This is a genomic window from Dyella halodurans (assembly GCF_026283925.1).
In the GTDB taxonomy this organism is placed as follows: Bacteria; Pseudomonadota; Gammaproteobacteria; order Xanthomonadales; family Rhodanobacteraceae; genus Dyella; species Dyella halodurans.
Map to the genome: position 1 here is coordinate 92,736 of NZ_JAPDPF010000008.1, position 23,978 is coordinate 116,713.

The following is a 23,978-nucleotide window of genomic DNA, read 5'->3' on the forward strand; positions in this document are numbered from 1 at the left end:
ACCCCCCCCAGCACCCGCATTCCACTCCACTTCAGCAGGCCGTGGATCAGTAGCGCCAGGCCGTCTTCTCGATGGAGGAACCAGCGGGATATGTCGAGGGCCGTTGCGGTTTTCGATGACGCCAAGGGTCTCCAGCGGACCGGAGATAACGCTGGCCGACGCAGCCCCAAGGGATGACGATCGGCACCAGCACTACGCCCATCAGGCAGGCGAATGAGATCTTCTGGAAGCGGCTTTTGGCGCCCGGCGATCGGGCGGAGCCATGCCGGCGCGCCACCATGGTCGGCATCGCCGGTTTTCTCGCCGCCACGATCAGCGTGACGGCGAGATGGGCTTCAAAGGGCTGATCAAACGTTGACCATGTGCATCATCGCTTCGTGGTAGCGCGTGCCGGCCGCAGCATCGAGTGGAAAGACGGCGTCGATCGCGCGCAATTCTGCTGCATTGAGCGTGACCTCGAGCGCAGCAAGGTTTTCATCCAGGCGGTCGCGGCGTTTGGTGCCGGGAATGCCGATCAGGTCCTTGTCCTGCGCCAGCACCCAGGCCAGCGCCAGCTGCGCGGGCGTGCAGCCCTTGTTCGCGGCGAGCGCCTTCACCTCGTCCACCAGTTGCAGGTTGCGCACAAAGTTTTCGCCCTGGAAACGCGGCGAGTGGCGGCGGTAGTCGTCCTCGGCGAAGTCGTTGGGGCTGGCAAAGGCGCCGGTGAGGAAGCCGCGGCCCAGCGGGGAATACGCGACCAGGCTCACGCCCAGGCGGCGGCAGGCGTCGAGCATGCCGTTTTGCTCCGGGTCGCGCGTCCATAGCGAGTACTCCACCTGCAGCGCGGCGATGGGGTGCACCTTGCTGGCGCGTTCCAGCGTCGCGCCCGAGGCTTCGGACAGGCCCAGGTAGCGCACCTTGCCTGCCTTTACCAGGTCAGCCATGGCGCCGACGGTTTCCTCGATCGGTACGCGCGTATCCACGCGGTGCTGGTAATACAGGTCGATATGATCCAGCCCCAGGCGCTTGAGGCTGGCGTCGCAAGAGGCACGCACGTAGTCGGGGCTGCCGTTGACGCCGCGCCTGGACGGATCATTGAGGTCGCGCACGATGCCGAACTTGGTGGCGATGAAGGCCTGGTCGCGACGGTCGCGAACGGCCTTGCCCACCAACACCTCGTTGGTGAAGGGGCCGTAGACGTCGGCGGTATCGAGCAGGTTGACGCCACGCTCCAGCGCATGATGGATGGTGGCGACGGATTCGGCGTCATCGCGCGCTCCGTAGAATTCGCTCATGCCCATGCAGCCGAGGCCGAGGGCGGATACGAGAGGACCATTCTTGCCTAATTGTCGTGTTTGCATGGCGGAGGCTCGCGTGGGGGGATGGTGAGCATCATTAGGCATGACGGCGTTTTGATAAATGATCAATAATCGCCATATCTGTTGCCAAAAATGCCAACAATCACCATGGACCGACTGCAAGCCATGCGGGTCTTCACGCGGATCGTGGAACTGGGCAGTTTCACTCGTGCCGCCGACGACTTGAGCCTGCCGCGCGCCACCCTGACCCATACGATCAAGCGGCTGGAGGAGCGCGTGGGCGCGCACCTGCTGCAGCGGACCACGCGCAGCGTGCGGCCCACCCGCGACGGCGAGTTCTACTACAACCACTGTGTGCGCCTGCTGGCTGACCTCGATGCGGTGGAGGCCGATTTTCGCGAAGCCGCCTCGGTGCCCAAGGGCAAGTTGCGCGTGGACCTGCCCTCGACGGCGGCAGGCACGATCCTGATCCCCGCCTTGCCGGACTTCTTTGCCCGCTATCCGCAGATCGAGCTGGAGATCAGCACCAGCGACCGCTTCATCGATCTGGTGCAGGAGGGCGTGGACTGCGTCCTGCGTTCCGGTGAACTGTCCGACTCGAGCCTGGTGGCGCGCCGCGTTGCCACGTTGTCCCAGGTCACCGTGGCCAGTGCTGATTATGTGCGTCGGCAAGGCATACCGCTGACCTTGGCGGAGCTGCAGGACGGCCACCTGGCCGTGAACTGGGCTTCGCCGACGACGCGTCGCGTGACGCCGCTCGAATTCATGGTCGGCAAGCGGATGCGCGAAGTGCCGCTTCCATCGATGGTCACCGTCAACGGTGCGCATGCCTATCTCAGCTGCTGCGAAGCCGGCTTGGGCATCGCCCAACTGCCGGCCTATCGCATCGTCGACCAGCTTTCGCGTGGCGCCTTGGTGGAACTGCTGCCAGCTACGCCACCGCCGCCGATGCCGATCAGTGTGGTCTTTGCATCGCAACGCCAATTGCCGTTGCGGTTGCGCGTCTTCATCGATTGGGTCGCCGAACAGCTGCGCGACATGCGCTGATTGGCGCGATCGTTCATTGTCCCAATTGCGAGTAGGCATCGCGCATCGGCGTCACTGACACCTTGACGATGCCGGTGAGCGGTGTATTCATCTCCAGGATCACGAAGATGGCACCCGACGCAGACAGCGCGCACAACAGGAAAAAGAACATCACGGTGCCGTTACGCGGGGCGAGCAAGCCGTAGGTGCCGAAGATTACGCACAACCACGACACCAACGCGATCAGCAAGGTCATCGGAATGGCGCCGCTTTTATGCATAAAGGCCAGCCAGCGTTCAGAGAACAACTCCTCGGAAATTCCCAGCGCGCGCTGCTGCAGCTGCCGCTGGTTCGCGCTGGTTGGCGCTAGTTCCGCCAGCCGGCGCTGAAAATCGTCGATGCGGTTCTGCATCTGTGGACTGTCCATCGTCTCTAGCGTCACCGAATTGCCGGAGGCCAGGATGTCGATCCAGATGCCGTAGCTGCGCTTGAGCTGCTCGCGCAGTGACTGCACCTCGGGCCCGTATTGCGCCAGCGCGCGATCCAGCCGAACGATGTCGACCGCGGTGCGCTTCAGATCGCCACTGACCGTGTCGAAGGAACTCTTGGCCGAGGAGATCAGCAGGCCCAGCACCAGCGCGACGATCGTGGCGATAAGGCCGGTGGCAAGTTTGATCGCGGTGGCCGACTCGTCATCGAGGTGGTGATTGGGCAGGCGGGTGCGCATATGCATGCCAAGCAGCGCACAACCGAACACGCTGATGAAAATGAGCAGGAAGATCAGCAGGTGCTGCGTCATGGACACCCTCCCCAGCGGACCCAGCCCAGGCCCGGTGGCTGCGCAAGGCCGGGATGGCGTCTCCGGCCTTGTGCAAACATTGCCACTGCGGCTGGGCCGCGTCGAGCATCCGTTCCTGGGAGGTCCCGCTGCCGCTTAGTCCTGGTACGCCGGGCGCTTGCTGATGCCGCCGGCCGTGCGCAGCGCATTGGCGTCCATCAGCTTGCCTTCCATCATCACCACATCGGTATGGCGCAGGTCGCCGATGTTCACCGCCGGGTTGCCGTCGACCAGTACAAGGTCGGCCGACTTGCCGACCCGGATGCTGCCAGTGCGCTGGTCCGCGCCCACCAGATGCGCAGTCGCCAGCGTAGCGCTGGCCAGTGCTTCTTCGTTGGTGAAGCCGGCCTGCACGTAGAGTTCAAGCTCGCGCACCAGTTCCAGTCCCGAACCATCGGTGCCGGCCACGATCGGCACGCCCGCCTTATGCATGGCGGCCACCAGGGCCTGCAACTTGGCAAAGCTGGCGCGATAGTCGGCGCGGGTCAGGTCCTTGGGTACCGCGAATCCGCCCTGGCGAAAGCCTCGCTCGACCGCTGGCGGCAAGGTGCCCACAAAGGGTGCGTACGCCGGCGAGAGATCGCCGTTCTCCGGTACATACAGGCTTTCGGCCACGACCAGGGTCGGGTCCGAGGTGATCTTGTGCTGCGCCATGCTGGCGATCAGCGACTTCATCGGCTCCTTGGTGAGGTCGACATCCTTCGCATAGCGGCCCGGGCCTTCGAAGCGCGCCATGCCGTTGGACACCTTCACCACCGAATCGGGCATCGCCTGCATCATCACGAAGTAGATGTGGGTGATTTCGTCATAGCCATCGGCGATGGCCTCGCTGGGCCGCATGCCGGCGGGAAGATGCCCATGCACATGCAGGCCGAGTCGATGCGCCTCCGCCGCCGTGGCGGAGACCCAGGCCGGATTGAAGGTGCCGTAGATTTTGATTGCATCGAAACCATCGGCCTTGGCCTTGCGCACGAGGGCCAGAGCTTCGTCCTGCGACGTCGCCACGCTGGCCACCTGGGCGGTATTCGGGCCCTTGCCGTCAATCAGCGAGGACGGATAGACCTTCGGGCCCAGCAGCTCGCCCTTCGCGCGCCGCGCCGCGCGCGCCATGGTGAGTTCGTTGATATTGCCGGGGTCACGTACGGAGGTAATGCCGAGCGACAGCAACATCGGGCCGGCAGCATCGTCAGGCACGTGCTGGTGCGAATCCCATAGGCCAGGGACCAGGGTCTTGCCCTTGCCGTCGATCACCTGCGCATCCTTCGGCACGCTGACCGACGCGGCCGCGCCGACCTGGGTGATCACACCCTTGTCCACCAGCACGGTCTGGCCATCCGCAAAGTGCGTGCCGTCGAGAAAGGCGCGCACGTTGGTGAAGGCCACCGGGCCCGTGGGCGTCTTCAACAGCTTGGGAACCAGCGCCTTCGAACTGAGCGCCAAGGCGTCCGATTGCGCCTTTTCCAGCACCGGCTGTGCGCTTTCGTAGCCGACCGGCATCCACGAGAGTCCGTCCACGAAGGCGAAGAACTTGCCCGACGCATCGGCCCATACCGGAATCGGCGTGTTGGCGATACCAGTGATCGCATAAGCCGTTACTTTCTTCTTGCTGGCGCCCTCCCCTACGGTGGCGGTAGTGAGTACTTCGGCATGGGCCTGGCCTCCGGGCAGCAGCGCCATCGACTTGCTGGGCGACGCGAGCAACTTTTCGAGCATGTCGGCAGTGAGGTCCATCGGTCCGCCAAAGCTCACGTATTCGGCGGCCGCCTTGTACGGTGCGGAGCCCGCATCCACCTGGCTCGTCCAGGTGGCGGTGCCGTCTTTCACCGCGAACGTCTCCGCGGCATCGCCTTGCGGGATGTGGCCGCGAATGGTCACGTGATTGAACATGCCATCGCCACCGGTGGTGGCCGCGCTATCCATTTCAAATACCTGGCCACGCAGCACCATGCTTTCGCGGCCCATGTGGGTGCCATCGGCGGCGGTCCAGCGGGCCGAGGTGCCGTGCTTGCCGGCCGTCGACATGATGGTGAAGTGCTGTGCGTTGGAAGGTGGAGTGGCCAGCTGCTCGGTGGGCGTAGGGGTGCCGGCGAGACAGGGCAGGGCGAAACTCAAGGCGAACACGACGAGCGGGGCGCGCATGGGAAAGCCTCCGATGGGTTCGCGCCGAGTATGGGTGAGTGACGATCCCGGTAGAAGTGAGATTTGGGGGTGCCTGATGGCATAGGTAGCGTTGACGTCGGGGCAACGCGGGTTGGCGGCACACTACGGCCGGTCAACACCTGGCGTCACATCGATGGGTCTGCCGAACGACATTCAGAGCGCCACCAGCGCGGCCGTGTTGATTGCCGGCGCCGGCCCTACCGGGCTGGCGGCGGCCCTGTTTCTCGCGCGGCGCGGGATTGCCGTGCGCATCGTCGACGCGGCGCCGCAGCCTTCGGTGAATTCCAAGGCATTGGCCGTCAACAGCCGCACGCTCGACATGCTGCAGGACACGGGTGTATCCGACCGCATCGTCACGCAAGGCTGGTCGGCGAGGGGCGCCACCCTGCACCAGGGGGACAAGGAGATCCTCTCGTTCGACCTGCCCTCGACGCTCGGGTCACCACGTGCCATGACGGTGTTGCCGCAGGCCCGTACCGAGGCGCTGCTGACCGAGGCCTTGCAGGCGCAAGGCGTGAATGTCGAGCGCGGCGTCAGCCTGAAAGCGCTGGCGCAGGACGAGCGGCAGGTGACATCGACGCTTGTACATATGGACGGCCACACGGAAGCCGTGAAAAGCCAGCTGCTGCTCGGCGCCGATGGCGCGCACAGTACGACGCGCCATGCGCTCGGGCTCGACTTCGCCGGTAGCGAGCTTCCCGAACCCTGGAAATTGTGGGATGTGCAGCTGGAGACGCCGCTCGACCCCTGGCACGCCCACATCATGTTCGAACCGGATGGCTTCATCTTCCTGCTGCGCTTGCAGGCCGGCCTGTGGCGTGTGATCGGCAATGGCGACGACCCGCTCGCGGCCTTGCGTCGTACCAGCACCTTGGGGCCGGTCGCCTGGAAGTCGGAATTTCGCATCGGTCACCGCGTGGCCGCGAAGGCGGCGCAAGGTCGTGTTGCACTCGGTGGCGACGCGGCGCATATCCATTCGCCGATCGGTGCGCGTGGCATGAACCTCGGCATCGAAGATGCGTACGTCTACGCCGATTGTGCCGCCGATGCGCTGGCGGGAGACATGGCGCGACTGCACGACTATGCCGTGCTTCGGCACGCCGTGCACAAGGATGTCGTACGACGCATTGGCGCGATCACCCGCCTGGTGCATGGGCGACCCACCTGGCTGCGCCGGGTCCGTGATGAAGTGGTGCCGCTGGCCGCCCACCTGACCCTGGCACGACAGCTGATGCTGCGCACCGTGGGTGGCCTTGACCATCCCCTGAAGACGCGTCCCTAGGCGACCCGTGCTGCGGTCGACCCGCTGCGGTGCACGGTCTGGTCGGCATCCTCCCTAAAGTCGGCCTGCCCGTGGCCGATAACGGAGAACGCGCGCAATCCGTACTCGGCATGTCGCCGGCGGCTCGGCCTGTGTGCGGACACGGCCCGCCGGCTGCCGAGGTGATGGACGAGGCGCCGGTGGATGACGGTCGGCTGCACGCAGTCCCATGGGATGTATATCTGTATGAACGCTCACAAGCATCAAGCAAAAGGCAATCGCGTGGACTGGAGCGACCCGCGCCTGGAAGCCCTGCTGCGCAAGACCGAAGCCTGGAAGCTCGACAATCGCGGCACTTATGCACCCAAGGACGTGCAGATCCACATGGGCTGGGGCGCCACCACGGCCCGCCCGGCCATCCTGGTGTGGGAGCGTGATCAGGTGATGATGATCGAGACGCGCTTTCCGATCGAGCTGGGCGAACACGTCCGTGTCGACGAAGCGCAGGGCGTGAGCATACGCAGCGTGTGGGGCATCGTGGCCGAGGGTCGCGAGGGCTTTCGTGCCGAGGATCGCGCCAACGGCGTGCACCTGCATTGGTTGCATTTGCGCTGAGCGCGGTTGCCCTCTCTCCGCAAGCAAAACCTCCAAGGAACCTCGAAAGACTCGTCATTCCCGCGAACGCGAGAATCCAGGGATTTTCGGTCCACTAGAGACAAAGGCACTGGACTCCCGCTTTCGCGGGAACGACGGGACAGTTCGCGGCTCCTCAATATCGCCTTAAAGGCGACCGCAGACCGGAAGCGATCCGCGCCACCCCGGCAGCACCCCGCGCATTCCACTGGCCGAAACACAGCACGCAGGCGCTACGATGTAGCCACCGCAGCCCTGGGAGAACCGCGTGCGCTACTGGCTATTCATGGCGGCCGCCATCATCACCGAGGTGATCGGTACGGTGGCGATGAAGTACGGCGCCCACCAGGGCTCGCGTGCCGCCGGGTTGGCGGTGATGTTCGTGATGCTGGTGCTCTCGTACACCTCGCTGGCGATGGCCATCAAGCGCATCCCGCTGGCGGTGGCGTATGGCATGTGGGAGAGCCTGGGCCTGGTGCTGATCACGCTATGCAGCGCATGGCTGTTCGGCGAAGACCTGAAGCCGGTGAAGCTGGTGGCCATTGCCCTGATCATTGGCGGCATCGTGTTGCTCGAGCGTGGCACCGAGGAGGCACCTGCCCCCGTACGCGCGGGGGACGATCATGCTGCCTGAGTTTGCGCCCATCCATCTGCTTTATCTCGCCATTGCCATCGTGCTGGAAATCGCCGCGAACGTCCTGATGAAGGTCTCGCATGGTTTCACCTACAAGCGCCCCGCCGTCGCGGCGATCGCCTGTGCACTGGCGGCGTTCACAGCGCTCAGTTTCGCGGTCAGAGGGATCCAGCTGTCGGTGGCTTACGGTGTGTGGGGTGGCGTGGGCCTGGTCGCCACGGCGGTATTGGGCATTACCGTATTCCACGAGCACCTGCGCCGTTCCGGCTGGTTGGGCCTGGGGCTCATCATGTTCGGTGTCTACCTGATGAAGTTCGCCTAGGCTTGCCTCGCCCCCGACCTATGGCAGGGGTCCGCGCGTCGTGGCGACGCTACGATGAAAGGTTACAGTAGGCGCCAGGTCTGGCGTCTGCATGCAGTGGATTATCCGGGGAGTTGGCATGGTTTTGACGACACGCAGCTCGCGCCTGATCGGCGCGTTGGTGATGAGTACGCTATCGGCAGGGGTGGCTGCGCAGGGCAAGACCTTGACGGCCGACGACTACGCCCGGGCCGAGCGCTTCGTGGGCTACAACACCACGCCGCTGGTCGACCACGCGGTGCATGGCGTGACCTGGCTGGACAACGATCACTTCTGGTACCGCGACCACGATGCCCGCGGCGATCGCTACCTGCGCTTTGACACCGCCACGGGCAAGACCGAGGCCGCGTTCGATCAGGCCCGTCTCGCCAAGGCGCTGGGCAAACTGCTCGACAAGCCGGTGGACGCAAACAAGCTCGGCCTCACCAACTTCGGCGTGATGGCCGATGGTCGACTCGACGTCAACTTGCGCGGCAAGCACTACCTGTGCGAGCTCCGCGCTACGACGGTCTGCACGGCGGGCAAGGACGACAACGCGGAAGGCGTCGGCAGCGAGCCCGGCGTGCTGTCTCCGGACAAGCGCAGCGAAGCCTTCGTACGCGACTGGAACCTGTGGGTGCGCGACGTGGCCACCGGCAAGGAAACGGAGCTCACCCTCGATGGCGTGGAGAACTTCGGCTATGCCACCGACAACGCCGGCTGGAAGCACAGCAACAAGGCCATCCTGGTGTGGTCGCCCGATTCGAAGCACATCGCCACCTTCCAGCAGGACCAGCGCAAGACCGGCGACATGGTGCTGGTCGGCACCAATGTCGGCCATCCCAAGGTGGAGAAGTGGAAGTACCCGCTGGTCGGCGACAAGGACGTGACCATGATCGAGCGCGTGATCGTCGGCGTGGACAGCCACAAGGTGCTGCGCCTGAAAATGCCGCCGGACCAGCATCGCTCCACCTTGTGCGATGACGTGAGCTGCGGTCGCGATGGTGGCTGGGACGATGTGCAATGGGCGCCCGATGCACGCACGCTGGCCTTCGTATCCTCGTCGCGCGATCACAAGCAGGCCTGGTTCCGCGTTGCCGACGCCGCGACCGGCGAGGTGCGCACGGTGTTCGACGAGAGCGTTCCCACCTATTACGAAAGCGGCGACGGCAAGGTCAACTGGCAGTACCTCCCGGGCAGCAACGAGGTCGTCTGGTTCAGCGAGCGCAACAACTGGGGCAACCTCTACCTGTACGACCTGGGCACCGGCAAGCTCAAGCACGCCATCACCACCGGCGAAGGCAATGTCACCGAAGTGCTCAGGCTCGATCCGAAGACGCGCACGCTGTGGTTCCGCGGCGTGGGTCGTCAGCAAGGCGTCGATCCGTATTACCAGCAGTTCTACAAGGTGAGCCTGGACGGTGGCGAACCGACTCTTCTGGCGCCGGAACCGGCCGACCACACAATCACCCTGTCGCCCGACGGCCGCCTGTTCGCCGATGCTTATTCCACCCCGACCACGCCATCGATCACCGTGCTGCGCAGCGCGGACGACGGCCACGTGGTGAATAGCATCGCCAAGGCCGATATCGCGCGCCTGAGTGCCACCGGCTGGCAGCCGCCGGAGCCGTTCACGGTAAGGGCACGTGATGGCAAGACCACACTGTACGGCCTGATGTTCAAGCCGACGCATTTCGATCCGAGCAAGAAGTATCCGATCGTTGATTACGTCTATCCGGGACCGCAGACCGGTTCGGTGGGCACACGCAGTTTCAACCCGGCCCGTGTCGATCATCAGGCGCTGGCCGAACTGGGCTTCATCGTCGTCGCCATCGACGGCATGGGCACGCCGGGCCGTTCCAAGGCCTTCCATGACGCGTATTTCGGCAATATCGGCGACAACACCTTGCCCGACCAGGTGGCCGCGCTGAAGGAGCTGGGCCGGCAGCACGCGTGGATCGATCTTGATCGCGTTGGCATCTGGGGCCACTCCGGCGGCGGCAACGCCACGGCGGACGCGATGTTCCGCTACCCGGACTTCTTCAAGGTTGGCATCGCCGAAAGCGGCAACCACGACAACCGCAACTACGAAGACGACTGGGCGGAGAAGTGGCAGGGCCTACTGGTCACCGACAAGGACGGCAAGAGCAACTACGACGACCAGGCCAACCAGAGCCACGCCGCCGACCTCAAGGGCCATCTGCTGCTGGCCCATGGCACCATGGACGACAACGTGCCGCCGTACGAAACCCTGCTGGTGGTCGATGCGCTGATCAAGGCCAACAAGGACTTCGACCTGCTGCTGATTCCCAATGCGCATCACGCCTACGGCGCCGCCGCGAACTACATGATGCGCAAGCGCTGGGACTACTTCGTGCGCAACCTTGCCGGCGATACGCCGCCAAGGGAATACACGATGAAGCCGCCGAAGGACTAGCGCGCTGGTCTTCCTCTCCCCGCTGGGGAGAGGACCGAGGTGAGGGGTGGGTGCTCGCGGTACCGTTTCAAAAGAAGCGGCTTTCGTCGAAGCGCTCCCGCAAGATTGGCCCCTCACCCCAACCCTCTCCCCAAAGGGGAGAGGGAGTTAGTGAACGCTTCACCCACCTCTGGTCGCCACCACCGGCGGCACCGCCGCCGCACGCAGCGCCGGCCCGAGCACGGCCAGCTGCCCCAGCAGCCACAGCGCGACCGCACCCGTCGGCAAGTAGAACCACGGCAGTCGCCGCAACGCGTAGTGCTCCATCAACACGAGGTTGAGCGCAAAGGCGAGCACCACCCCCAGCACAATGCCGCCGCTGACGATCAGGAAATTCTCCAGTTGGAAGTAATGCAGGATGTTCTCGCGCGTGGCGCCCACGGCGCGGCGGATGCCGATCGCCTGCCGTCGCTGCTGTACCCAGAAACTGGCCAGGCCGGCGATGCCCGCGGCGGTCACCAGCAACAGGCCACCGGCCGCGGCCAGCAACAGGCCGATCATGCTGCGATCACGCGAAAAGTAGTCCGCCCGCAGTTGCTCGAATGTCTGCCCATGGCGCAGTACACGGTTGCTGTTGAGGCGGGTGAGCGCCTCGGTCGCCTGCTTCAGTACACGTCCGCGTTCGGACGGTGCGCTACGCAGCACATAGATCACGTTGCCGCTGTCGGGCAGCAAGGGCAGCAGGGTGCTGTAGTCGTTGCCGGCGCTTTCGTCCAGGGTCGGACGCAGCAGGTGGTCGACGACGCCCACGATGCGCACCGGACCGTCGCCTGGATAGATCAGCCTGCCCAAAGGATCCTGGCCGGGGAACAGCCGGTCGGCCAGCGCCCGCGTGATGATGGTGGCGGCGACGTGGTTAATGCCCGACCAGTCGTGCGCGCTGTCGATAGGAAGGTATTCGTCGGGCAGGAAGTCGCGGCCGGCGACCAGACGCAGGCCGAGCGCCTGCCGTTCGCCTGGCGTGCCGTTGAACGCCGTCGCCGTGACGGCGGCATTGCCACCAGGCTCGGTGGCAATGCCATTGCTCCAGTTGTTGCTGTTGAACGGCAGCGCATCGACGGCGACGGCCGCGGTCACGCCGGTAATCTGCCGTAGCGCCGCGAGGTCGCTGGTGTGGCGAACCAGCGGGTCGTTGTGTTCGTCCACGCTGATGCTTTCCAGCATCACCAGTTCGTCTTCGGCCACGCCGCTGGGCTGGCGCATCTGGGTGGTGCGGTGGCCGATCATCGACGCGACGTTGCAGACGATGGCGCAGGTAAAGCCGACCTGGAGGATCAGCAGCAACACGGTGAGCTTGTGTCGGGTCAGGCTGGCGAGCATGGGGGAGCGACGCATGGTGGGCCTCACTGTGTCTTCAATTGCAGGGCGGGGGTGATGCGGCAGGCGCGCCAGGCCGGCAGCAGTCCGGCCAGCACGCTGGCGATCACCGCGAGCACGAAGGTGCCCATCAACATGCTCAGGTCCAGGTGCGCGAGCTGGGCGTAACCATCGGGTCGCTGGCGCACGCTCCATAGGCCGGCACAGGCCAGGACCAGGCCGAGCACGCCGCCGGCCAGGCCGATCACGGAGGCCTCCACCCCGAGTTGCAGGAAGATGTCGCGCCGGCGGGCGCCCAGCGCACGCCGCACACTGATCTCACTGGCGCGGCGCAGGAAGCGGGCAAGCAGCAGTCCCACCACGTTGAGCATGCACACGGCCAGGAAGCCCAGTGACAACGACAGCTGCAGGCGCAGGTCGTCGGGGATCACATGCTGGTAAGCGAGCCAGCCCATCAGGTCGTAAAGCCCGGGCTCTACCGGCCGCGGGAAGCGTCCATGCGCCTGCTGCTCGCGCCAGTAATCGGCGAGGAAGGCTCGGTAGTCCCGCGCCTTGGCCGGACTGTCGAGCTGGACCCAGAACTGCAGCCAGATGCAGTGATCGCTGGTGCGTCCGTCGCCGGCATTGCCCCAGCACGAGAAGCGGCCGCTGAAGTCCAGGCCCAGGTCCATCGCCGTTTGCAGGGGCACGAAGAATTCATCGCTGCGGCCGAATGCGCGACTGTCGAGCTGCGCATAGAACAGCGGCCGCGGATGCCAGTCGTCCACCACGCCAATCACGCGAAAGTCCGTGTTCTTCAAGCGCACCGTGCGCCCCACGGCCGATGCGCCGTCGAACAGCTTGCGACTGAGGCCGCTGTTGAGCACCACTACTCTCGCGCGTTGCTCATCGTCCTGCGCGCGCCAACCGCTGCCGGCGCTGAACGGCGCGCCAAACATACGGAAGAAATCGGAGGTGACGTAATGCCCTGTTTCATACACCGGCGACTCACCCGCGCGTGTCGATCGCACCGGTGCGGAGCCGCCCGTCATCGCGGCCTGACGGTCGGCCCTGGCCGCGCGCAACAGCGCCTGTGCGTCGGGCCAGGTGAGGTTGCCGTCCGGCGGAGATGCGTCGTTGCGTGTGGTGGCAAGCGGGCGCGCATCGATCGCCGGGACATACAGCGTCGCGCTGCGCCCGGGCAAGGGATCACCCGACATCGCATGGAAGACGGTGATCATGGTCATGCTGGCGCCAATGCCCAGGCCGATCACCAGGACCATCAGCGCGGTCTGCGCCTTGCTCAGGCGCAGGCTGCGCAACGCCATCGAAACGTAGTAGTGGAACATCGCGTTGCCTCCGTGGGGCGTGAGCTCCCGGGCGATGCGTCGCCGAGGGAGCGCGCGACGATGCCGTCAGGGAGCTTGAGGTGCAGCTTCCTATCCCGCTCTCCTTACGGGGAGCGACCAGGATGGATATGCGTGTCGGCGTTATGCGATAGCGGCCCCGGCTAGGGTGGCCGCTACCGGCTCGTGCTCAGCGCGAGGCTATCCTCGGCTTTCTTCAGTGCGCGCTTACCGGCTGCGCCGCACCCTTGGCAATGGCCTCGGTCATCAGGCTTTGCATGTCGCGGTCGGCCTTGGCGAACACCTCGCGCTGCTGTTTCTCCAACGCCTGCTGCTGGTGTTCGAGATCGGCTTGCTGGCGCTCGAGATCCGCCTGTTGTTGCGCGAAGGCTTGTTCCTCGCGCGGCTCCCGCTGCCTGTCGGCAAGCGCCTTGATCTGATTATCGAGTGCGCGCGTTTGCGCATCGAGCTGGCGCAGCGCCGTCGCGGGCACGGACGACTGCGCTTCCAGCGCGGCGCGTTGGGCTTCCAATACGCCACGTTGCGATTCGAGCTGGGCCTCGCGGGCGGCAAGTGCTCCCATGCGTGAGGCCATCGCGCCTTGCTGGCCCGCCAGGCGGCCCTGGGCACCGGCGAGGCGGCCTTGTTCCGTGGCCAGGCGACCCTGCATCCGGGCCATTTCCTTCATCGGTGCATAGACGTTCTGCGCGCGCCGGATATAGGTGTCGTCCCGAATCACATAAGCCTGCTGGTCACGACGTATCCACAACATGGATTCGTTCGCCTTGCGCTCGCGCTTGGCCGCTTCGATATCGCCACTCGTACCGTTGACCATGATGCTGTCGGCATCACGATCAAACAGGGCGAAGCCGTTCCTGGAGCCGTTGTCGATATCGATATCGACATGACTGGCGTGCAGGCCATTCGTATCCGCGGGCGGCGTCGGGGGCGTGGGTGGCGTCGGCGGTGTTCTTGGGATCGGCGGCGTCAGCGGCACGGGTGGCGTCGGCGGCACCGGCGGCACCCTGCTTGTATGCGCATGGAGGTGCGTCTCCATCACAGTGGCGCTCCCCGCCGTCGGGGCGGCACTCGCCGCCTTGGCAGGCTCGGCCTGGGTCACTTCGACGGCCTGTGGTGCGGGTTGGGCCGCGCTGGCGGCTGCTGCCGGTGCCGCGCTGCTGGCTTCGGAAGCCGCCCGGGTGACGCGATACGGCAGCACGCCCGCAGCAGCGACCAGGACGATCAGCAGCCAGCCGCGTGCGCTTGAGCTGGTGTCCTGGGCACTCTGCTGCAGCATGGTCAACCGCCTCTTCAAATTGTTGAAGGTGGGAGAGGCACCGGCGAGGCCGGCGTGCAGCGGATGAGCGACGCCGAGCCGCAACAACAGGCGGCCATAATCCTGCGGGGCGGCATCGTGCTGTTGCACCACCTGGGCATCGCACGCGGCTTCGCGATGCAGCGCGTACTCGCGCATGCCCCACGCCACCAGCGGGTGGAAGAAGAACAACCGATGCGCCATTGCCGGCACCCAGCCCATCCACAGATCGCCACGACGCAGGTGCGCCAGTTCATGCGCTAGCGCCAGCGCGGATTCCTCCGCGGAAAGGTTCTGATGCGCGGGCAGCAGCACGGTGGTGCGCCATAGTCCGGTGACCTGCGGCGATCCGATGACAGGCGACACGCGCAGCGAAGGGCATCGACGCAAGCCCATGGCCTTCGCTTGTCTTGCACACGCGGCCTGCAGGGCCGGATCGTTCATCGGCAGCGAGCTGCGCATCACGGCGCGGGCTTCCAGCCATTGGCGCCAGGCCAACAACGCCTGCACCAGCACGCCAGCCAGCCACAGCACGAACAGCGCGAGCTTCCAGTTCACCGGCGTCGATCCGGCCTCCGGCGCGGTCGCTACGACGGCCGTGTCAGCCGCCTGCGTCGAGGTGGCATCGGCGACTCGGCCGACGGTGGTGAAGTGATGTTCCAGGGGGGCGCTGGGCGCGACCACGACCGGCGCTTCCGCAACGGTGGCGGGAGCAGGGGACAGCAGGCGCAGTTGCAGCGGCGACGCCACGACCAGCCCAAGCAGCAATTGCACGCCAAGCAGCCACCACAACAGGCTACGCGTCGAAGCCGGCAGTCGCGGCATGTAGCGGCCAGCCAGCCAGATGCCACCGGCGAGCAGGGCTGCCTGCAGGGACGTCCAGGCGAGACGGTCGACGACGACGTCGGCGAATGAGGTGAGGGCGCTCATCTCAGGTCTCCTTGCGGCGCGACTGCAGCTGGCTCACCAGCGCTTCCAGCTCGGCGAGTTCCTTGTCGCTGACCTCGGCGCGCTCGGACATCCACGCGACGAACGGCGATACCGAGCCGCTGAGCGTCTTCTCCACGAACTGCCCCACGGCCGATCGCATCACTTCGCCCGGCCCGGTGGACGGGCTGTAGCGATACACGCCATCGACCTGCCGACGGCGCAGAAACGACTTGCTGCGCAGGCGATCCATCATGGTCAGCACGGTGGAGCGGGCCAGCCCGCGTGGTTCGCCAAAACCGGTGGCGACTTCGCCGACCGAGGCGTTGTTGTGATCGGCGATGTATTGCAGCAGCGCCAGTTCCTGGTCGCCGATGGATGGCTTGGCCACTTCGCGATTCCTTTTGACTACATCTGTAGTCAAGCTAATCACTGACTACAGGTGTAGTCAATAGGTCGATGGGCAGGCCAGGTATCGGTAACATCCTTGTTGCGTCGCACAAAAAACGGAGTAGAGTTCGCGCCGTCCTCATCCAGCGGCGCGCATTGGAGTGCGCTTATATGAAGGCCACAAGTACCTCAAGGCGGATCGAAAGTCGGCTCGTCATCCCAGGCGGCCACAGGTTGTCAGATCCGCTGATCCTACGCGCGGCGTCCCGCAGCTGACGGGCTAGCGCTCCCAATCATTCTCTGGCGGTGAACTCCACCAGCGTGTCACTCGCGCTGACGGGTGGCGCATGCCGGATGGACATCCAGATCGGCGCTCTTCGCCGAGTTCAACCCAAGGGGAAATCCATGAAGACCTTCGTCAATTGGCTGGCGCATCGGTGGTGGCCGTTCGTCGTCTGCCTGCTGGTCTATGTCGCGGTGATCGGCCCGGAACTGATTTCTGCCGCGCGCACGTCGGCCGTGCTCGTCGGTATCGGTCTGCTGGTGGTGTTGGTGGCGTGGGGCTATGTGGTCCTGCGCCAGGTTATCTCTCACAAGGAATGATCAAGTCATGAAACGCGTAGTCACCGTGTTGTTATCGCTTTCGATGTTCTTGCTGGCCGCCTGTTCCAAGGTGCCTGCAGGCAATGTCGGCGTGAAATTCCAGATGTATGGCGACGACAAGGGCTCGTTGCACGAACTGCCCCCGGGCCGCTACTGGGTGGGTTGGGGCTATGAGATGTACACCTTCCCCACCTTCACCCAGACGTATACGTTCACCCGCTCCACCTCCGAAGGGCGCCCGGTCGACGAGTCGATCAGCTTCCAGACCTCGCAGGGCCTGACCGTGAATGCCGACTTGGGCATCACCTATCACATCGATCCCTCCAAGGTGACGTTGATCTTCCAGAAGTACCGCAAGGGCATCGATGAAATCACCGACGTCTACCTGCGCAACATGATCCGCGACGCGCTGGTGAAGGACGCCTCCAGTCTCGACATCGAATCGGTCTACGGCAAGGGCAAGGCCAGCCTGATCGAAGCCGTGCAGAAGGACGTCGCCGACGAAGTGGGGCCGGTCGGCATCACCGTGGAGAAAATCTACTGGATCGGCGAACTGCGCCTGCCGGAGAACGTGGTCCAGTCGATCAACGCCAAGATCCAGGCCACGCAAATGGCCGAGCAACGCCAGAACGAGGTGGCCCAGGCCCAGGCCGAGGCGCAGAAGGTGGAAGCCGAAGCGCAGGGCAACGCGCAGGCCCAGCTCACCATCGCGGAGGCGGAGGCCAAGGCCATTTCGCTCAAAGGCGAGGCGCTGCGCCAGAACCCGAACGTGGTGCAGATGTCGGCCATCGAGAAATGGGATGGCCACCTGCCTACCTATAACGGCGGTGGCGCCTTGCCCTTCGTGAATCTGGGCGGCCAGGTGCCGCCCAAGTAAGCCAGCATGGGTCGGGCGGGCAGGGGCCTGGCCTCGCCCGCTCCTCATGCAAGGGGCGCGCTGCGCCTGCGGTGTGGTGCCGCGATCACAGGGCGATTTCGCCGCGCTTGATGCAGGTCATCCCACGGGCGCCGCCGATGCCCGCCAATGGGCCGGACTAACGCACAATGGAGAGTGCACCGTGACCTATATGGCTTGGCAGGACGATCTCAACACCGGCATCAAGGTGATCGATAATCAGCACTGGCGCATCGTGGAGATGATCAATCATCTGCATGACGCCATGGAGCACCGTGAACGACAGGAAGTCAGCGACATCCTCGACGAGCTGGTGGATTACACGCTGTCGCACTTCACCTTCGAAGAGTCGCTCATGGAGGACGCGGGCTACGAGTTTTGCCGGGCGCACAAGCGCGTGCACGAAGTCTTCGTCAAGCGCGTCTCCGAATACCGCCTGCGCTTTCGTGCCGGCGAGGATATTTCGAAGGAACTGCTGCACACGCTGTCCCATTGGCTGTTCAACCATATCCGCAACGATGACAAGGCCATCGTCGATTCGGTGCGGCGCCATATGCACGACGTGGGCGGCGAACCTCACCAAGGCGGCTGGCTAGCGAACGCGCTAAGGCGGTTCTTTGGCGGTACGCGCCACTGAGGCAGCCTGTCTGCCTCAGTGCCGCTTGGCATCAGAACGCCATGTCGAACGACACTTCGCCCTGTACACCGACCTGATAGGCAGAAACGCGACGTTCAAAGAAGTTGGTGACCTCCTGCACGTCCTGCAGGTCCATGAAGTCGAACGGGTTCCTTGCACCGTACTTCTTCGGCAAGTCGAGCTGGGTCAGGCGCTGGTCGGCGCAATACTCGAGGTACTGGCGCATCTCCTTCGCCGACAGGCCGGCCACGCCGCCGGACAGCACATCCTCGGCAAACTGCGTCTCGCAAGCGATCGCCTCCTCCAGCATCTCTTCGATCTGGCTGCGCATCGCATCGTCGAACAGCTCCGGCTCCTCCGATCGCACGGTGCGTACCACGTCGAAGGCGAAAGCCATATGGCAGCTTTCGTCGCGAAACACCCAGTTGGTACCGGAGGCCAGGCCGTGCAGCAGGCCGCGCGAGCGCAGGAAGTAAACGTAGGCAAACGCAGCGAAGAAGAACAGTCCTTCGATGCAGGCGGCGAAACAGATCAGATTGAGAAGGAACTGGCGGCGATGCTCGCGCGTTTCGAGTCGATGCAGGTTTTGCACCGAATCGATCCACTTGAAGCAGAACTCGCCTTTCTGGCGGATCGAAGGAATGGTCTCGATCGCATGGAACGCCTTGTTGCGCTCGGCCGGATCGGGAATATAGGTATCGAGCAGGGTAAGGTAGAACTGCACATGCAGCGCTTCTTCGTACAGCTGGCGCGAAAGATACATGCGCGCTTCCGGTGCATTGATGTGCTGGTACAGGTTGAGGACGAGGTTGTTCGCCACGATGGTGTCGCCGGTGGCGAAAAACGCCACCAGGCGATGGATCAGATGCCGATCCGCCTCGGACATCTTGGACTTCAGGTCGGTCACGTCGAGCGAGAAATCCACTTCCTCCACCGTCCAGGTGTTCTTGATCGCATTGCGATACATCTCGTAGAACTCGGGATAGCGCATGGGGCGCAGTGTGAGTTCGAAGCCGGGGTCGAGGATGTGGTGGTTGCGGTCGGACTGGACGGACATAGGTTTCTTCCTGTTGTGTCGCGCCCCTGAGTCCGGCGCTGTTGTTCTTTAGCTCGTCATTTCCGCGAAAGCGGGAATCCAGCGACTTCCCTCACGCCGCCACGTTGCGTCGGAGAAAGGCACTGGATCCCCGCTTTCGCGGGGATGACGGTCGAATTGGGTTGGTGGCAACGGCAAGCTCGGGCGGAGCCAAATCGGATCCGTTTCCGTGCTTGAACGCCAACCTTGCGTCTACCTTCTTGCCAGCGGCCGAAATGGCACCCTGTACACAGGTGTCACGTCCAACTTGCCCGCCCGCATCTGGCAGCACCGGCACGGTGTCGTGGAAGGTTTCACCCATCGTTATCACGTCCATCGGCTGGTCTCGTACGAATTGCACGAAACCATGGAGTCGGCCATCCGCCGCGAGAAAGCCATCAAGAAATGGATGCGCGCCTGGAAAACTGACCTCATCGAAACGTGCAATCCCCATTGGCGCGATCTCTACCCCGAAATCTGCTCTTGAACGTCCTCCCAGTGACCGTCCTCCCAGTGACCGTCCTTCCCATGAACGTCATCCCCGCGGAGGCGGGGATCCAGCTTTCTAAGCTTCTGGCAGGAGAGGCACTGGATCCCCGCCTTCGCGGGGATGATGGGTCATTGGCACGCCTCGCAGTACTCCGGATTCTCCAGCGAACAGAACACCGCAGCCGTCGCCTCCTCCTGCTCCACCACCGGCACCACCTTCGCCGCCGCAGCCGTCGCCACCGTGGTCTTGGCAATCTTGGTGGCCGGACGCGAGCGCAAGTAATACGTGGTCTTGATGCCGGCCTTCCAGGCGTACATATACATGGAGCTGAGCTGCCCGATGTTCGGGTTTTCCATGAACAAATTCAGCGACTGGCTCTGGTCGATATAGGCGCCACGCGCCGCACCCAGATCGATCAGCGCCTTCTGCGGCAGCTCCCACACCGTGCGATAGATGCTGCGCAGGCGTTCCGGGATCGCCGTGATGCCCTGGATCGAACCTTCGGCCAGCTTGATGGCGTCGCGTACTTCGCCGGTCCACAGGCCCAGCGTCTTCAGTTCCTCGACCAGGTAGCGGTTCACCACCAGGAAGTCACCGGACAGCGTTTCGCGCTTGAACAGGTTGCTCACCTGCGGCTCGATGCACTCGTAGCAACCGGCGATCGACGCGATCGTGGCGGTGGGCGCAATCGCGATCAGTAGCGAGTTGCGCAGGCCCTTGGCCTTGATCGCCTCGCGCAAGGCGTCCCAGCGAGCGCGGTCGTGCGGCTGCGCATTGCTCCAATAGTCGAATTGCAGTTCGCCATTGGCCGCGCGGCTTTCGGCAAAGCCAGGATGGGCGCCTTGCTGCGCAGCCAGTTCATTCGACTGCGACAGCGCATGGAAATAGATTTCTTCGGCGATGCGCGTGGACAAGGCCAGCGCCTCGGCGGAGTCGAACGGCAGGCGCAGCTTGAAGAACACGTCCTGCATGCCCATCACACCCAGGCCGACCGGACGCCACTTGCTGTTGGCGGTCATCGCGGTGGCGATGGGATAGAAGTTCAGATCGATCACGCGATCCAGCTGGCGCACGGCGGTGCGTACGGTGCTGGCAAGCTTGTCGAAATCGAACACCCCATCGACGACATGGCGCGCTAGGTTCACCGAACCCAGGTTGCACACGGCGGTTTCCTCTGCCGAGGTCACTTCCAGGATCTCGGTGCAGAGGTTGGACAGGTGGATGACATTCTCTGGGCGCGCCGTCTGGTTGCTGGTGGCGTTGCTGCGGTCCTTGAAGGTGATCCAGCCATTGCCGGTCTGCGCCAGCGTGCGCAGCATGCGTGCATACAGCTCGCGCGCCTTCACCTTCTTCGCGGCCAGGCCGTTGGCTTCGGCTTCGCGGTAGGCCTGTTCGAAGCGCTCGCCCCAGCTGTCGACAAAGTGCGGCACGATCTTGGGATCGAACAGCGACCAGTCGCCATCACTCTCCACCCGGCGCATGAATTCGTCGGGAATCCAGTTGGCGAGGTTGAGGTTGTGCGTGCGGCGCGCCTCGTCACCGGTGTTGTCGCGCAGCTCGAGGAATTCCTCGACGTCGGCATGCCACGGTTCCAGGTAGACGCAGGCCGCGCCCTTGCGCTTGCCGCCTTGATTGACCGCGGCCACCGAGGCATCCAGCGTCTTCAGCCACGGCGTCAGGCCGTTGGAATGGCCATTCGTGCCCTTGATCAGCGAGCCGCGCGAACGCACCCGCGAATACGCGAGGCCGATGCCGCCGGCGAACTTGCTGAGCTTGGCCACGTCGGCGTATTTGTCGTAGATCGACTCCAGCGAGTCGGCCGGCGAGTCGAGCAGGAAGCACGAGCTCAACTGCTCATGCGCGGTGCCGGCATTGAACAGGGTGGGCGAGCTGGCGATGTATTCCAGCGACGACAGCAGGCGATACAGCTCCAGGGTTTCACCGATCTCGTTGCCGCCCAGCGCGCAGGCGATGCGCATGAAGAAGTACTGCGGCGTTTCGATCACCTTGCGCAGCTGCGGGTGGCGCAACAGGTAGCGGTCGTACACCGTGCGCAGGCCGAAGTATTCGAAGCGACGCGAGGCGAGCGGATCGATCGCGTCGTTGAGCTTGCGCGCATTGGTGGAGACGAAATCGCGCAGGCGCGCATTGAGAATGCCAAGCTCGGCGCCGCGAGCGATGGACTGGGAGAAGCTCTGGATTTCCTGGCCGCTCACTTCCTTGTCGACATAGGCGCTGAGCAGGCGCGCGGCCAGCTGGCCGTATTCGGGTTCTTCGGCGGTGAGCGCGGCAGCGGTGCGGATCGACAGTTCGTCCAGCTCGCGCGTGGTGGCACCGTCGTAGAGGCCGCCGATGGTCTTCAGCGCCACGCGCAGCGGGTCGACGCCATGCAGGCCTTCGCCGCTGCGGGTCACCGCGCGCACGATCTTGTTGACGTCGACAATCTCCTGGCCGCCGTTGCGCTTGGTGACGCGCATCTGGCCAGGATTGTGTGGAGGAGTCAGGGCAAACGGCGCGTCGCCACCCGTTTGGGCAGGCGTGACGGGCTGTGAAGCCTCGGCCACGACGGCGTCAGCAGGGAAAACGGCGGCGTCCGCGCGGTCGTCAGTACGCTCGCGCGAGGTGGTATCGATAGGTTGCATGCGGCATCGCTCCAGGCCTGGTCATCAACCGCCTGCTCCCGCGCGCAGGGCTGAAACAGTGCGAATCCCACGGACGGTCGAGCGACAGGGCATGCCGCCCTGCGCATCGACGCGCCTCCCCGCGGAAGCCGTCACCACGCATCGCGGCGCTCAGGCCACGATGTGCCGGCAGGTCTTCGGACTCGTGGACATGGGTCTTGCGACCCGACCTACTTGCTCCCGCTTCCCAGCCGCTGAGGGCCAGTGCGATGGGAGCTTTCGTTTCCACTTACCGCTGCGGGGCAGTTCCGGATTCGCACCGGATTCCCTATTAAGCCAATCCGACCGTAGGTCTGAGAGAGGCACCGACGGGCACAACATATCGGGCTAAACCGGGTCGGTCAACCCAATAGATTGTGGATTGGTCGGTGGATAAGCCGGAAAAACCGAAGCCGTGGCGGGGCTTATCGGCCCGCCAGAAAAATTTTCCGGGTTCTGTTCAATGGCTCCACAGGAAGGACTGCAACAGCCGAAAGCGCCACCTCTCCCAAACCGTCATCCCCGCGAACGCGGGGATCCGGTGCCTTTCCTCGCGTCCGAATGGCAGGGGCAAATTGGAGCAAGTCGCTGAATCCCCGCGTTCGCGGGGATGACGGCTTACTTCGGCCATGTTCCCGGGATTCTGTAACGGCGCGCGCAGGCTCAGGCTCAGACCCGGCGACTGGAGAGAATCTCGCCAAACACCGCAGCAAAACGGTGCACATCCCCAGGCCAGCGGGCGGAGACGTAGTTCCCATCGCGCACCACAAACGCCGGCGTCGCATCCGCGTCGCTATCGCGCACGAGCCCGGAGGTCTTACGGCGATAGTGCGCCGCGTCGCGCGGTACATCGAGGAAGTCTTCCGGTCTGGCCAAGGCGCGCGTCACTTCCTGCTGCACCGACATATGGCCCACCGGCTGGCCGGGACCATCGGCATAGGTGCGGTAGTAGTCCGGGTCCCAGAAGCGGGTGATGCGGGTCAAGGTCCACGCGGATTTCTCCAGCGCCCAGGTCAGCGCGGTGGTACGTCGGCCATGCAGCACGGAACGCCCATCCGCGCCACGGCTGCGCGCAGCCAGCACCACGCCATGACAGATCGCGGCGACCGGTTTGTTGGCGGCGAAGAAGGCGGCGACTACACTTTGCAGTCGCGAGCTTTCGAGATACACACGCACGCCACGCGCACAGTGGCCACCGGGAAGCAGCAGTCCGTCGAAGCTCGCAGGTTCGATGTCGTCCCAACGCAGTGGCGCGTTGAAGGCCTGGTCCTTCAGCAGCGCGGCGTAATCGCGGCGCGCGACCGCGTTGGCGCGTAATAGACGGCCAAACGCCGTCAGCTTGCGCAGGCCCGGTATCCAACCCCACAGATCCAGCCCTTCACCGCTGATCATGATCGGGTCCGCGCTTGCCGGCTGGCCATCCGGCGTGGCGAATGTCACCCGATGTCCCGCCTGGGTCAGCACGCGCCAGGGCACAGCGACTTCGCTGGGGTCGAAGTCCAGGTGGGGGAGGGGGATGAGGACAGTGGCCATGTGGATCTTTCTGCGGCAGGTTGGGTGAGGCATAGCGGCTGACTATGGCGCATAGCCCCTGCGCTAGCCATCACCCGGCCATACGGCAAGGATCGATCGCGTAACCAAGGACGCCGCCATCCGGTTGTTTGCGACGGACCCGGCC

Annotated in this window: 21 protein-coding genes and 1 riboswitch; of the genes, 11 read left to right on the forward strand and 10 right to left on the reverse strand. The window is 64.4% G+C overall.

The window, feature by feature from the left end; all coding sequences use genetic code 11:
- Nucleotides 1-173 precede the first annotated feature (173 nt).
- Entirely contained in the window at nt 174-347 is a 174-nt protein-coding gene (locus OUZ49_RS15990) for a hypothetical protein (RefSeq protein ID WP_266151548.1), read from the forward strand.
- Here the strand turns inward: OUZ49_RS15990 and OUZ49_RS15995 are convergent, their stop codons facing one another.
- Nucleotides 348-1,340: an aldo/keto reductase gene (locus tag OUZ49_RS15995; protein ID WP_266151550.1), complete on the reverse strand. Its 993-nt coding sequence runs from the start codon at nt 1,338-1,340 to the stop codon at nt 348-350. It lies immediately after the preceding gene.
- Nucleotides 1,341-1,445: 105 nt separating this feature from the next.
- Between OUZ49_RS15995 and OUZ49_RS16000 the strand changes: the two genes are divergently transcribed.
- The gene (locus OUZ49_RS16000) at nt 1,446-2,345 is read left to right on the forward strand and encodes a LysR family transcriptional regulator (protein ID WP_266151552.1); all 900 of its coding nucleotides are present in this window, start codon (nt 1,446-1,448) and stop codon (nt 2,343-2,345) included.
- Nucleotides 2,346-2,358: 13 nt separating this feature from the next.
- Here the strand turns inward: OUZ49_RS16000 and OUZ49_RS16005 are convergent, their stop codons facing one another.
- Nucleotides 2,359-3,123 carry a bestrophin-like domain gene (locus OUZ49_RS16005; protein ID WP_266151554.1) on the reverse strand — a complete coding sequence of 255 codons (765 nt, stop codon included), beginning with the start codon at nt 3,121-3,123 and terminating at the stop codon, nt 2,359-2,361.
- Between the two features lie 135 nt (nt 3,124-3,258).
- Nucleotides 3,259-5,301, reverse strand: a complete 2,043-nt coding sequence (locus OUZ49_RS16010) for an amidohydrolase family protein (protein ID WP_266151556.1) — start codon at nt 5,299-5,301, stop codon at nt 3,259-3,261.
- 154 nt (nt 5,302-5,455) lie between these two features.
- Here OUZ49_RS16010 and OUZ49_RS16015 point away from each other — a divergent pair, with 154 nt between their 5' ends.
- From OUZ49_RS16015 to OUZ49_RS16035, 5 genes are all read left to right on the forward strand, one after another.
- Nucleotides 5,456-6,604 (forward strand): FAD-dependent oxidoreductase, encoded by a 1,149-nt coding sequence (locus tag OUZ49_RS16015; RefSeq protein WP_266151558.1) that lies wholly within the window; start codon nt 5,456-5,458, stop codon nt 6,602-6,604.
- Nucleotides 6,605-6,829: 225 nt separating this feature from the next.
- Complete coding sequence (locus tag OUZ49_RS16020) at nt 6,830-7,198, forward strand: hypothetical protein (protein ID WP_266151560.1); 369 nt, start codon at nt 6,830-6,832, stop codon at nt 7,196-7,198.
- 286 nt (nt 7,199-7,484) lie between these two features.
- Nucleotides 7,485-7,850 carry an SMR family transporter gene (locus tag OUZ49_RS16025; protein ID WP_266151562.1) on the forward strand — a complete coding sequence of 122 codons (366 nt, stop codon included), beginning with the start codon at nt 7,485-7,487 and terminating at the stop codon, nt 7,848-7,850.
- A complete protein-coding gene (gene mdtI / locus OUZ49_RS16030) occupies nt 7,840-8,172 on the forward strand; it encodes a multidrug/spermidine efflux SMR transporter subunit MdtI (RefSeq protein WP_266151564.1) in 333 nt (110 codons plus the stop codon). Before OUZ49_RS16025 ends, mdtI begins: the two co-directional genes overlap by 11 nt.
- A gap of 118 nt (nt 8,173-8,290) precedes the next feature.
- The gene (locus OUZ49_RS16035) at nt 8,291-10,627 is read left to right on the forward strand and encodes a S9 family peptidase (RefSeq protein ID WP_266151565.1); all 2,337 of its coding nucleotides are present in this window, start codon (nt 8,291-8,293) and stop codon (nt 10,625-10,627) included.
- 159 nt (nt 10,628-10,786) lie between these two features.
- Here the strand turns inward: OUZ49_RS16035 and OUZ49_RS16040 are convergent, their stop codons facing one another.
- The 4 genes from OUZ49_RS16040 to OUZ49_RS16055 form a co-directional block, all read right to left on the reverse strand.
- Nucleotides 10,787-12,001 carry an ABC transporter permease gene (locus tag OUZ49_RS16040; RefSeq protein WP_266151567.1) on the reverse strand — a complete coding sequence of 405 codons (1,215 nt, stop codon included), beginning with the start codon at nt 11,999-12,001 and terminating at the stop codon, nt 10,787-10,789.
- 8 nt (nt 12,002-12,009) lie between these two features.
- On the reverse strand, nt 12,010-13,311 hold the full coding sequence (locus OUZ49_RS16045) for an ABC transporter permease (RefSeq protein WP_266151569.1): 1,302 nt from the start codon (nt 13,309-13,311) through the stop codon (nt 12,010-12,012).
- A gap of 214 nt (nt 13,312-13,525) precedes the next feature.
- Nucleotides 13,526-15,553, reverse strand: coding sequence for a M56 family metallopeptidase (locus tag OUZ49_RS16050; protein ID WP_266151571.1), 2,028 nt, complete (start codon nt 15,551-15,553; stop codon nt 13,526-13,528).
- Between the two features lies 1 nt (nt 15,554).
- Entirely contained in the window at nt 15,555-15,941 is a 387-nt protein-coding gene (locus OUZ49_RS16055) for a BlaI/MecI/CopY family transcriptional regulator (RefSeq protein WP_266151572.1), read from the reverse strand.
- A gap of 404 nt (nt 15,942-16,345) precedes the next feature.
- On the opposite strand from OUZ49_RS16055, the gene OUZ49_RS16060 reads away from it, so the two are divergent.
- The 3 genes from OUZ49_RS16060 to OUZ49_RS16070 all read left to right on the forward strand — a co-directional run bounded on the left by OUZ49_RS16060 (nt 16,346) and on the right by OUZ49_RS16070 (nt 18,075).
- Nucleotides 16,346-16,543, forward strand: a complete 198-nt coding sequence (locus tag OUZ49_RS16060) for a hypothetical protein (RefSeq protein WP_266151573.1) — start codon at nt 16,346-16,348, stop codon at nt 16,541-16,543.
- Nucleotides 16,544-16,550: 7 nt separating this feature from the next.
- Nucleotides 16,551-17,420, forward strand: a complete 870-nt coding sequence (locus OUZ49_RS16065) for a prohibitin family protein (protein WP_266151574.1) — start codon at nt 16,551-16,553, stop codon at nt 17,418-17,420.
- A 181-nt stretch (nt 17,421-17,601) separates the two neighbouring features.
- Entirely contained in the window at nt 17,602-18,075 is a 474-nt protein-coding gene (locus OUZ49_RS16070; RefSeq protein ID WP_266151575.1) for a bacteriohemerythrin, read from the forward strand.
- A gap of 31 nt (nt 18,076-18,106) precedes the next feature.
- On the opposite strand, the gene OUZ49_RS16075 is transcribed toward OUZ49_RS16070, so the two are convergent.
- The gene (locus OUZ49_RS16075; RefSeq protein ID WP_266151577.1) at nt 18,107-19,132 is read right to left on the reverse strand and encodes a ribonucleotide-diphosphate reductase subunit beta; all 1,026 of its coding nucleotides are present in this window, start codon (nt 19,130-19,132) and stop codon (nt 18,107-18,109) included.
- Between the two features lie 208 nt (nt 19,133-19,340).
- On the opposite strand from OUZ49_RS16075, the gene OUZ49_RS16080 reads away from it, so the two are divergent.
- The gene (locus OUZ49_RS16080; protein WP_266151579.1) at nt 19,341-19,637 is read left to right on the forward strand and encodes a GIY-YIG nuclease family protein; all 297 of its coding nucleotides are present in this window, start codon (nt 19,341-19,343) and stop codon (nt 19,635-19,637) included.
- Between the two features lie 131 nt (nt 19,638-19,768).
- Here OUZ49_RS16080 and OUZ49_RS16085 read toward each other — a convergent pair whose 3' ends face one another.
- Both OUZ49_RS16085 and OUZ49_RS16090 read right to left on the reverse strand, forming a co-directional pair.
- Nucleotides 19,769-22,282, reverse strand: coding sequence for a ribonucleoside-diphosphate reductase subunit alpha (locus tag OUZ49_RS16085; RefSeq protein WP_266151580.1), 2,514 nt, complete (start codon nt 22,280-22,282; stop codon nt 19,769-19,771).
- A gap of 150 nt (nt 22,283-22,432) precedes the next feature.
- A riboswitch (cobalamin riboswitch) is annotated at nt 22,433-22,646 on the reverse strand.
- 323 nt (nt 22,647-22,969) lie between these two features.
- Nucleotides 22,970-23,833: a type 1 glutamine amidotransferase domain-containing protein gene (locus OUZ49_RS16090; RefSeq protein ID WP_266151581.1), complete on the reverse strand. Its 864-nt coding sequence runs from the start codon at nt 23,831-23,833 to the stop codon at nt 22,970-22,972.
- Nucleotides 23,834-23,978 lie beyond the last annotated feature (145 nt).

Excerpts from the sequence above, each read along its gene's own strand:
- OUZ49_RS16075 (WP_266151577.1), bottom strand. The coding sequence starts at position 19,132 with ATGTCCGTCCAGTCCGACCGCAACCACCACATCCTCGACCCCGGCTTC.
- OUZ49_RS16085 (WP_266151580.1), bottom strand. The coding sequence starts at position 22,282 with ATGCAACCTATCGATACCACCTCGCGCGAGCGTACTGACGACCGCGCG.
- OUZ49_RS16090 (WP_266151581.1), bottom strand. The coding sequence starts at position 23,833 with ATGGCCACTGTCCTCATCCCCCTCCCCCACCTGGACTTCGACCCCAGC.
- OUZ49_RS16050 (WP_266151571.1), bottom strand. The coding sequence starts at position 15,553 with ATGAGCGCCCTCACCTCATTCGCCGACGTCGTCGTCGACCGTCTCGCC.
- OUZ49_RS15995 (WP_266151550.1), bottom strand. The coding sequence starts at position 1,340 with ATGCAAACACGACAATTAGGCAAGAATGGTCCTCTCGTATCCGCCCTC.
- OUZ49_RS16005 (WP_266151554.1), bottom strand. The coding sequence starts at position 3,123 with ATGACGCAGCACCTGCTGATCTTCCTGCTCATTTTCATCAGCGTGTTC.
- OUZ49_RS16040 (WP_266151567.1), bottom strand. The coding sequence starts at position 12,001 with ATGCGTCGCTCCCCCATGCTCGCCAGCCTGACCCGACACAAGCTCACC.
- OUZ49_RS16000 (WP_266151552.1), top strand. The coding sequence starts at position 1,446 with ATGGACCGACTGCAAGCCATGCGGGTCTTCACGCGGATCGTGGAACTG.
- OUZ49_RS16065 (WP_266151574.1), top strand. The coding sequence starts at position 16,551 with ATGAAACGCGTAGTCACCGTGTTGTTATCGCTTTCGATGTTCTTGCTG.
- OUZ49_RS16045 (WP_266151569.1), bottom strand. The coding sequence starts at position 13,311 with ATGTTCCACTACTACGTTTCGATGGCGTTGCGCAGCCTGCGCCTGAGC.
- OUZ49_RS15990 (WP_266151548.1), top strand. The coding sequence starts at position 174 with ATGACGATCGGCACCAGCACTACGCCCATCAGGCAGGCGAATGAGATC.
- OUZ49_RS16015 (WP_266151558.1), top strand. The coding sequence starts at position 5,456 with ATGGGTCTGCCGAACGACATTCAGAGCGCCACCAGCGCGGCCGTGTTG.
- OUZ49_RS16035 (WP_266151565.1), top strand. The coding sequence starts at position 8,291 with ATGGTTTTGACGACACGCAGCTCGCGCCTGATCGGCGCGTTGGTGATG.
- OUZ49_RS16010 (WP_266151556.1), bottom strand. The coding sequence starts at position 5,301 with ATGCGCGCCCCGCTCGTCGTGTTCGCCTTGAGTTTCGCCCTGCCCTGT.
- mdtI (WP_266151564.1), top strand. The coding sequence starts at position 7,840 with ATGCTGCCTGAGTTTGCGCCCATCCATCTGCTTTATCTCGCCATTGCC.
- OUZ49_RS16060 (WP_266151573.1), top strand. The coding sequence starts at position 16,346 with ATGAAGACCTTCGTCAATTGGCTGGCGCATCGGTGGTGGCCGTTCGTC.
- OUZ49_RS16020 (WP_266151560.1), top strand. The coding sequence starts at position 6,830 with ATGAACGCTCACAAGCATCAAGCAAAAGGCAATCGCGTGGACTGGAGC.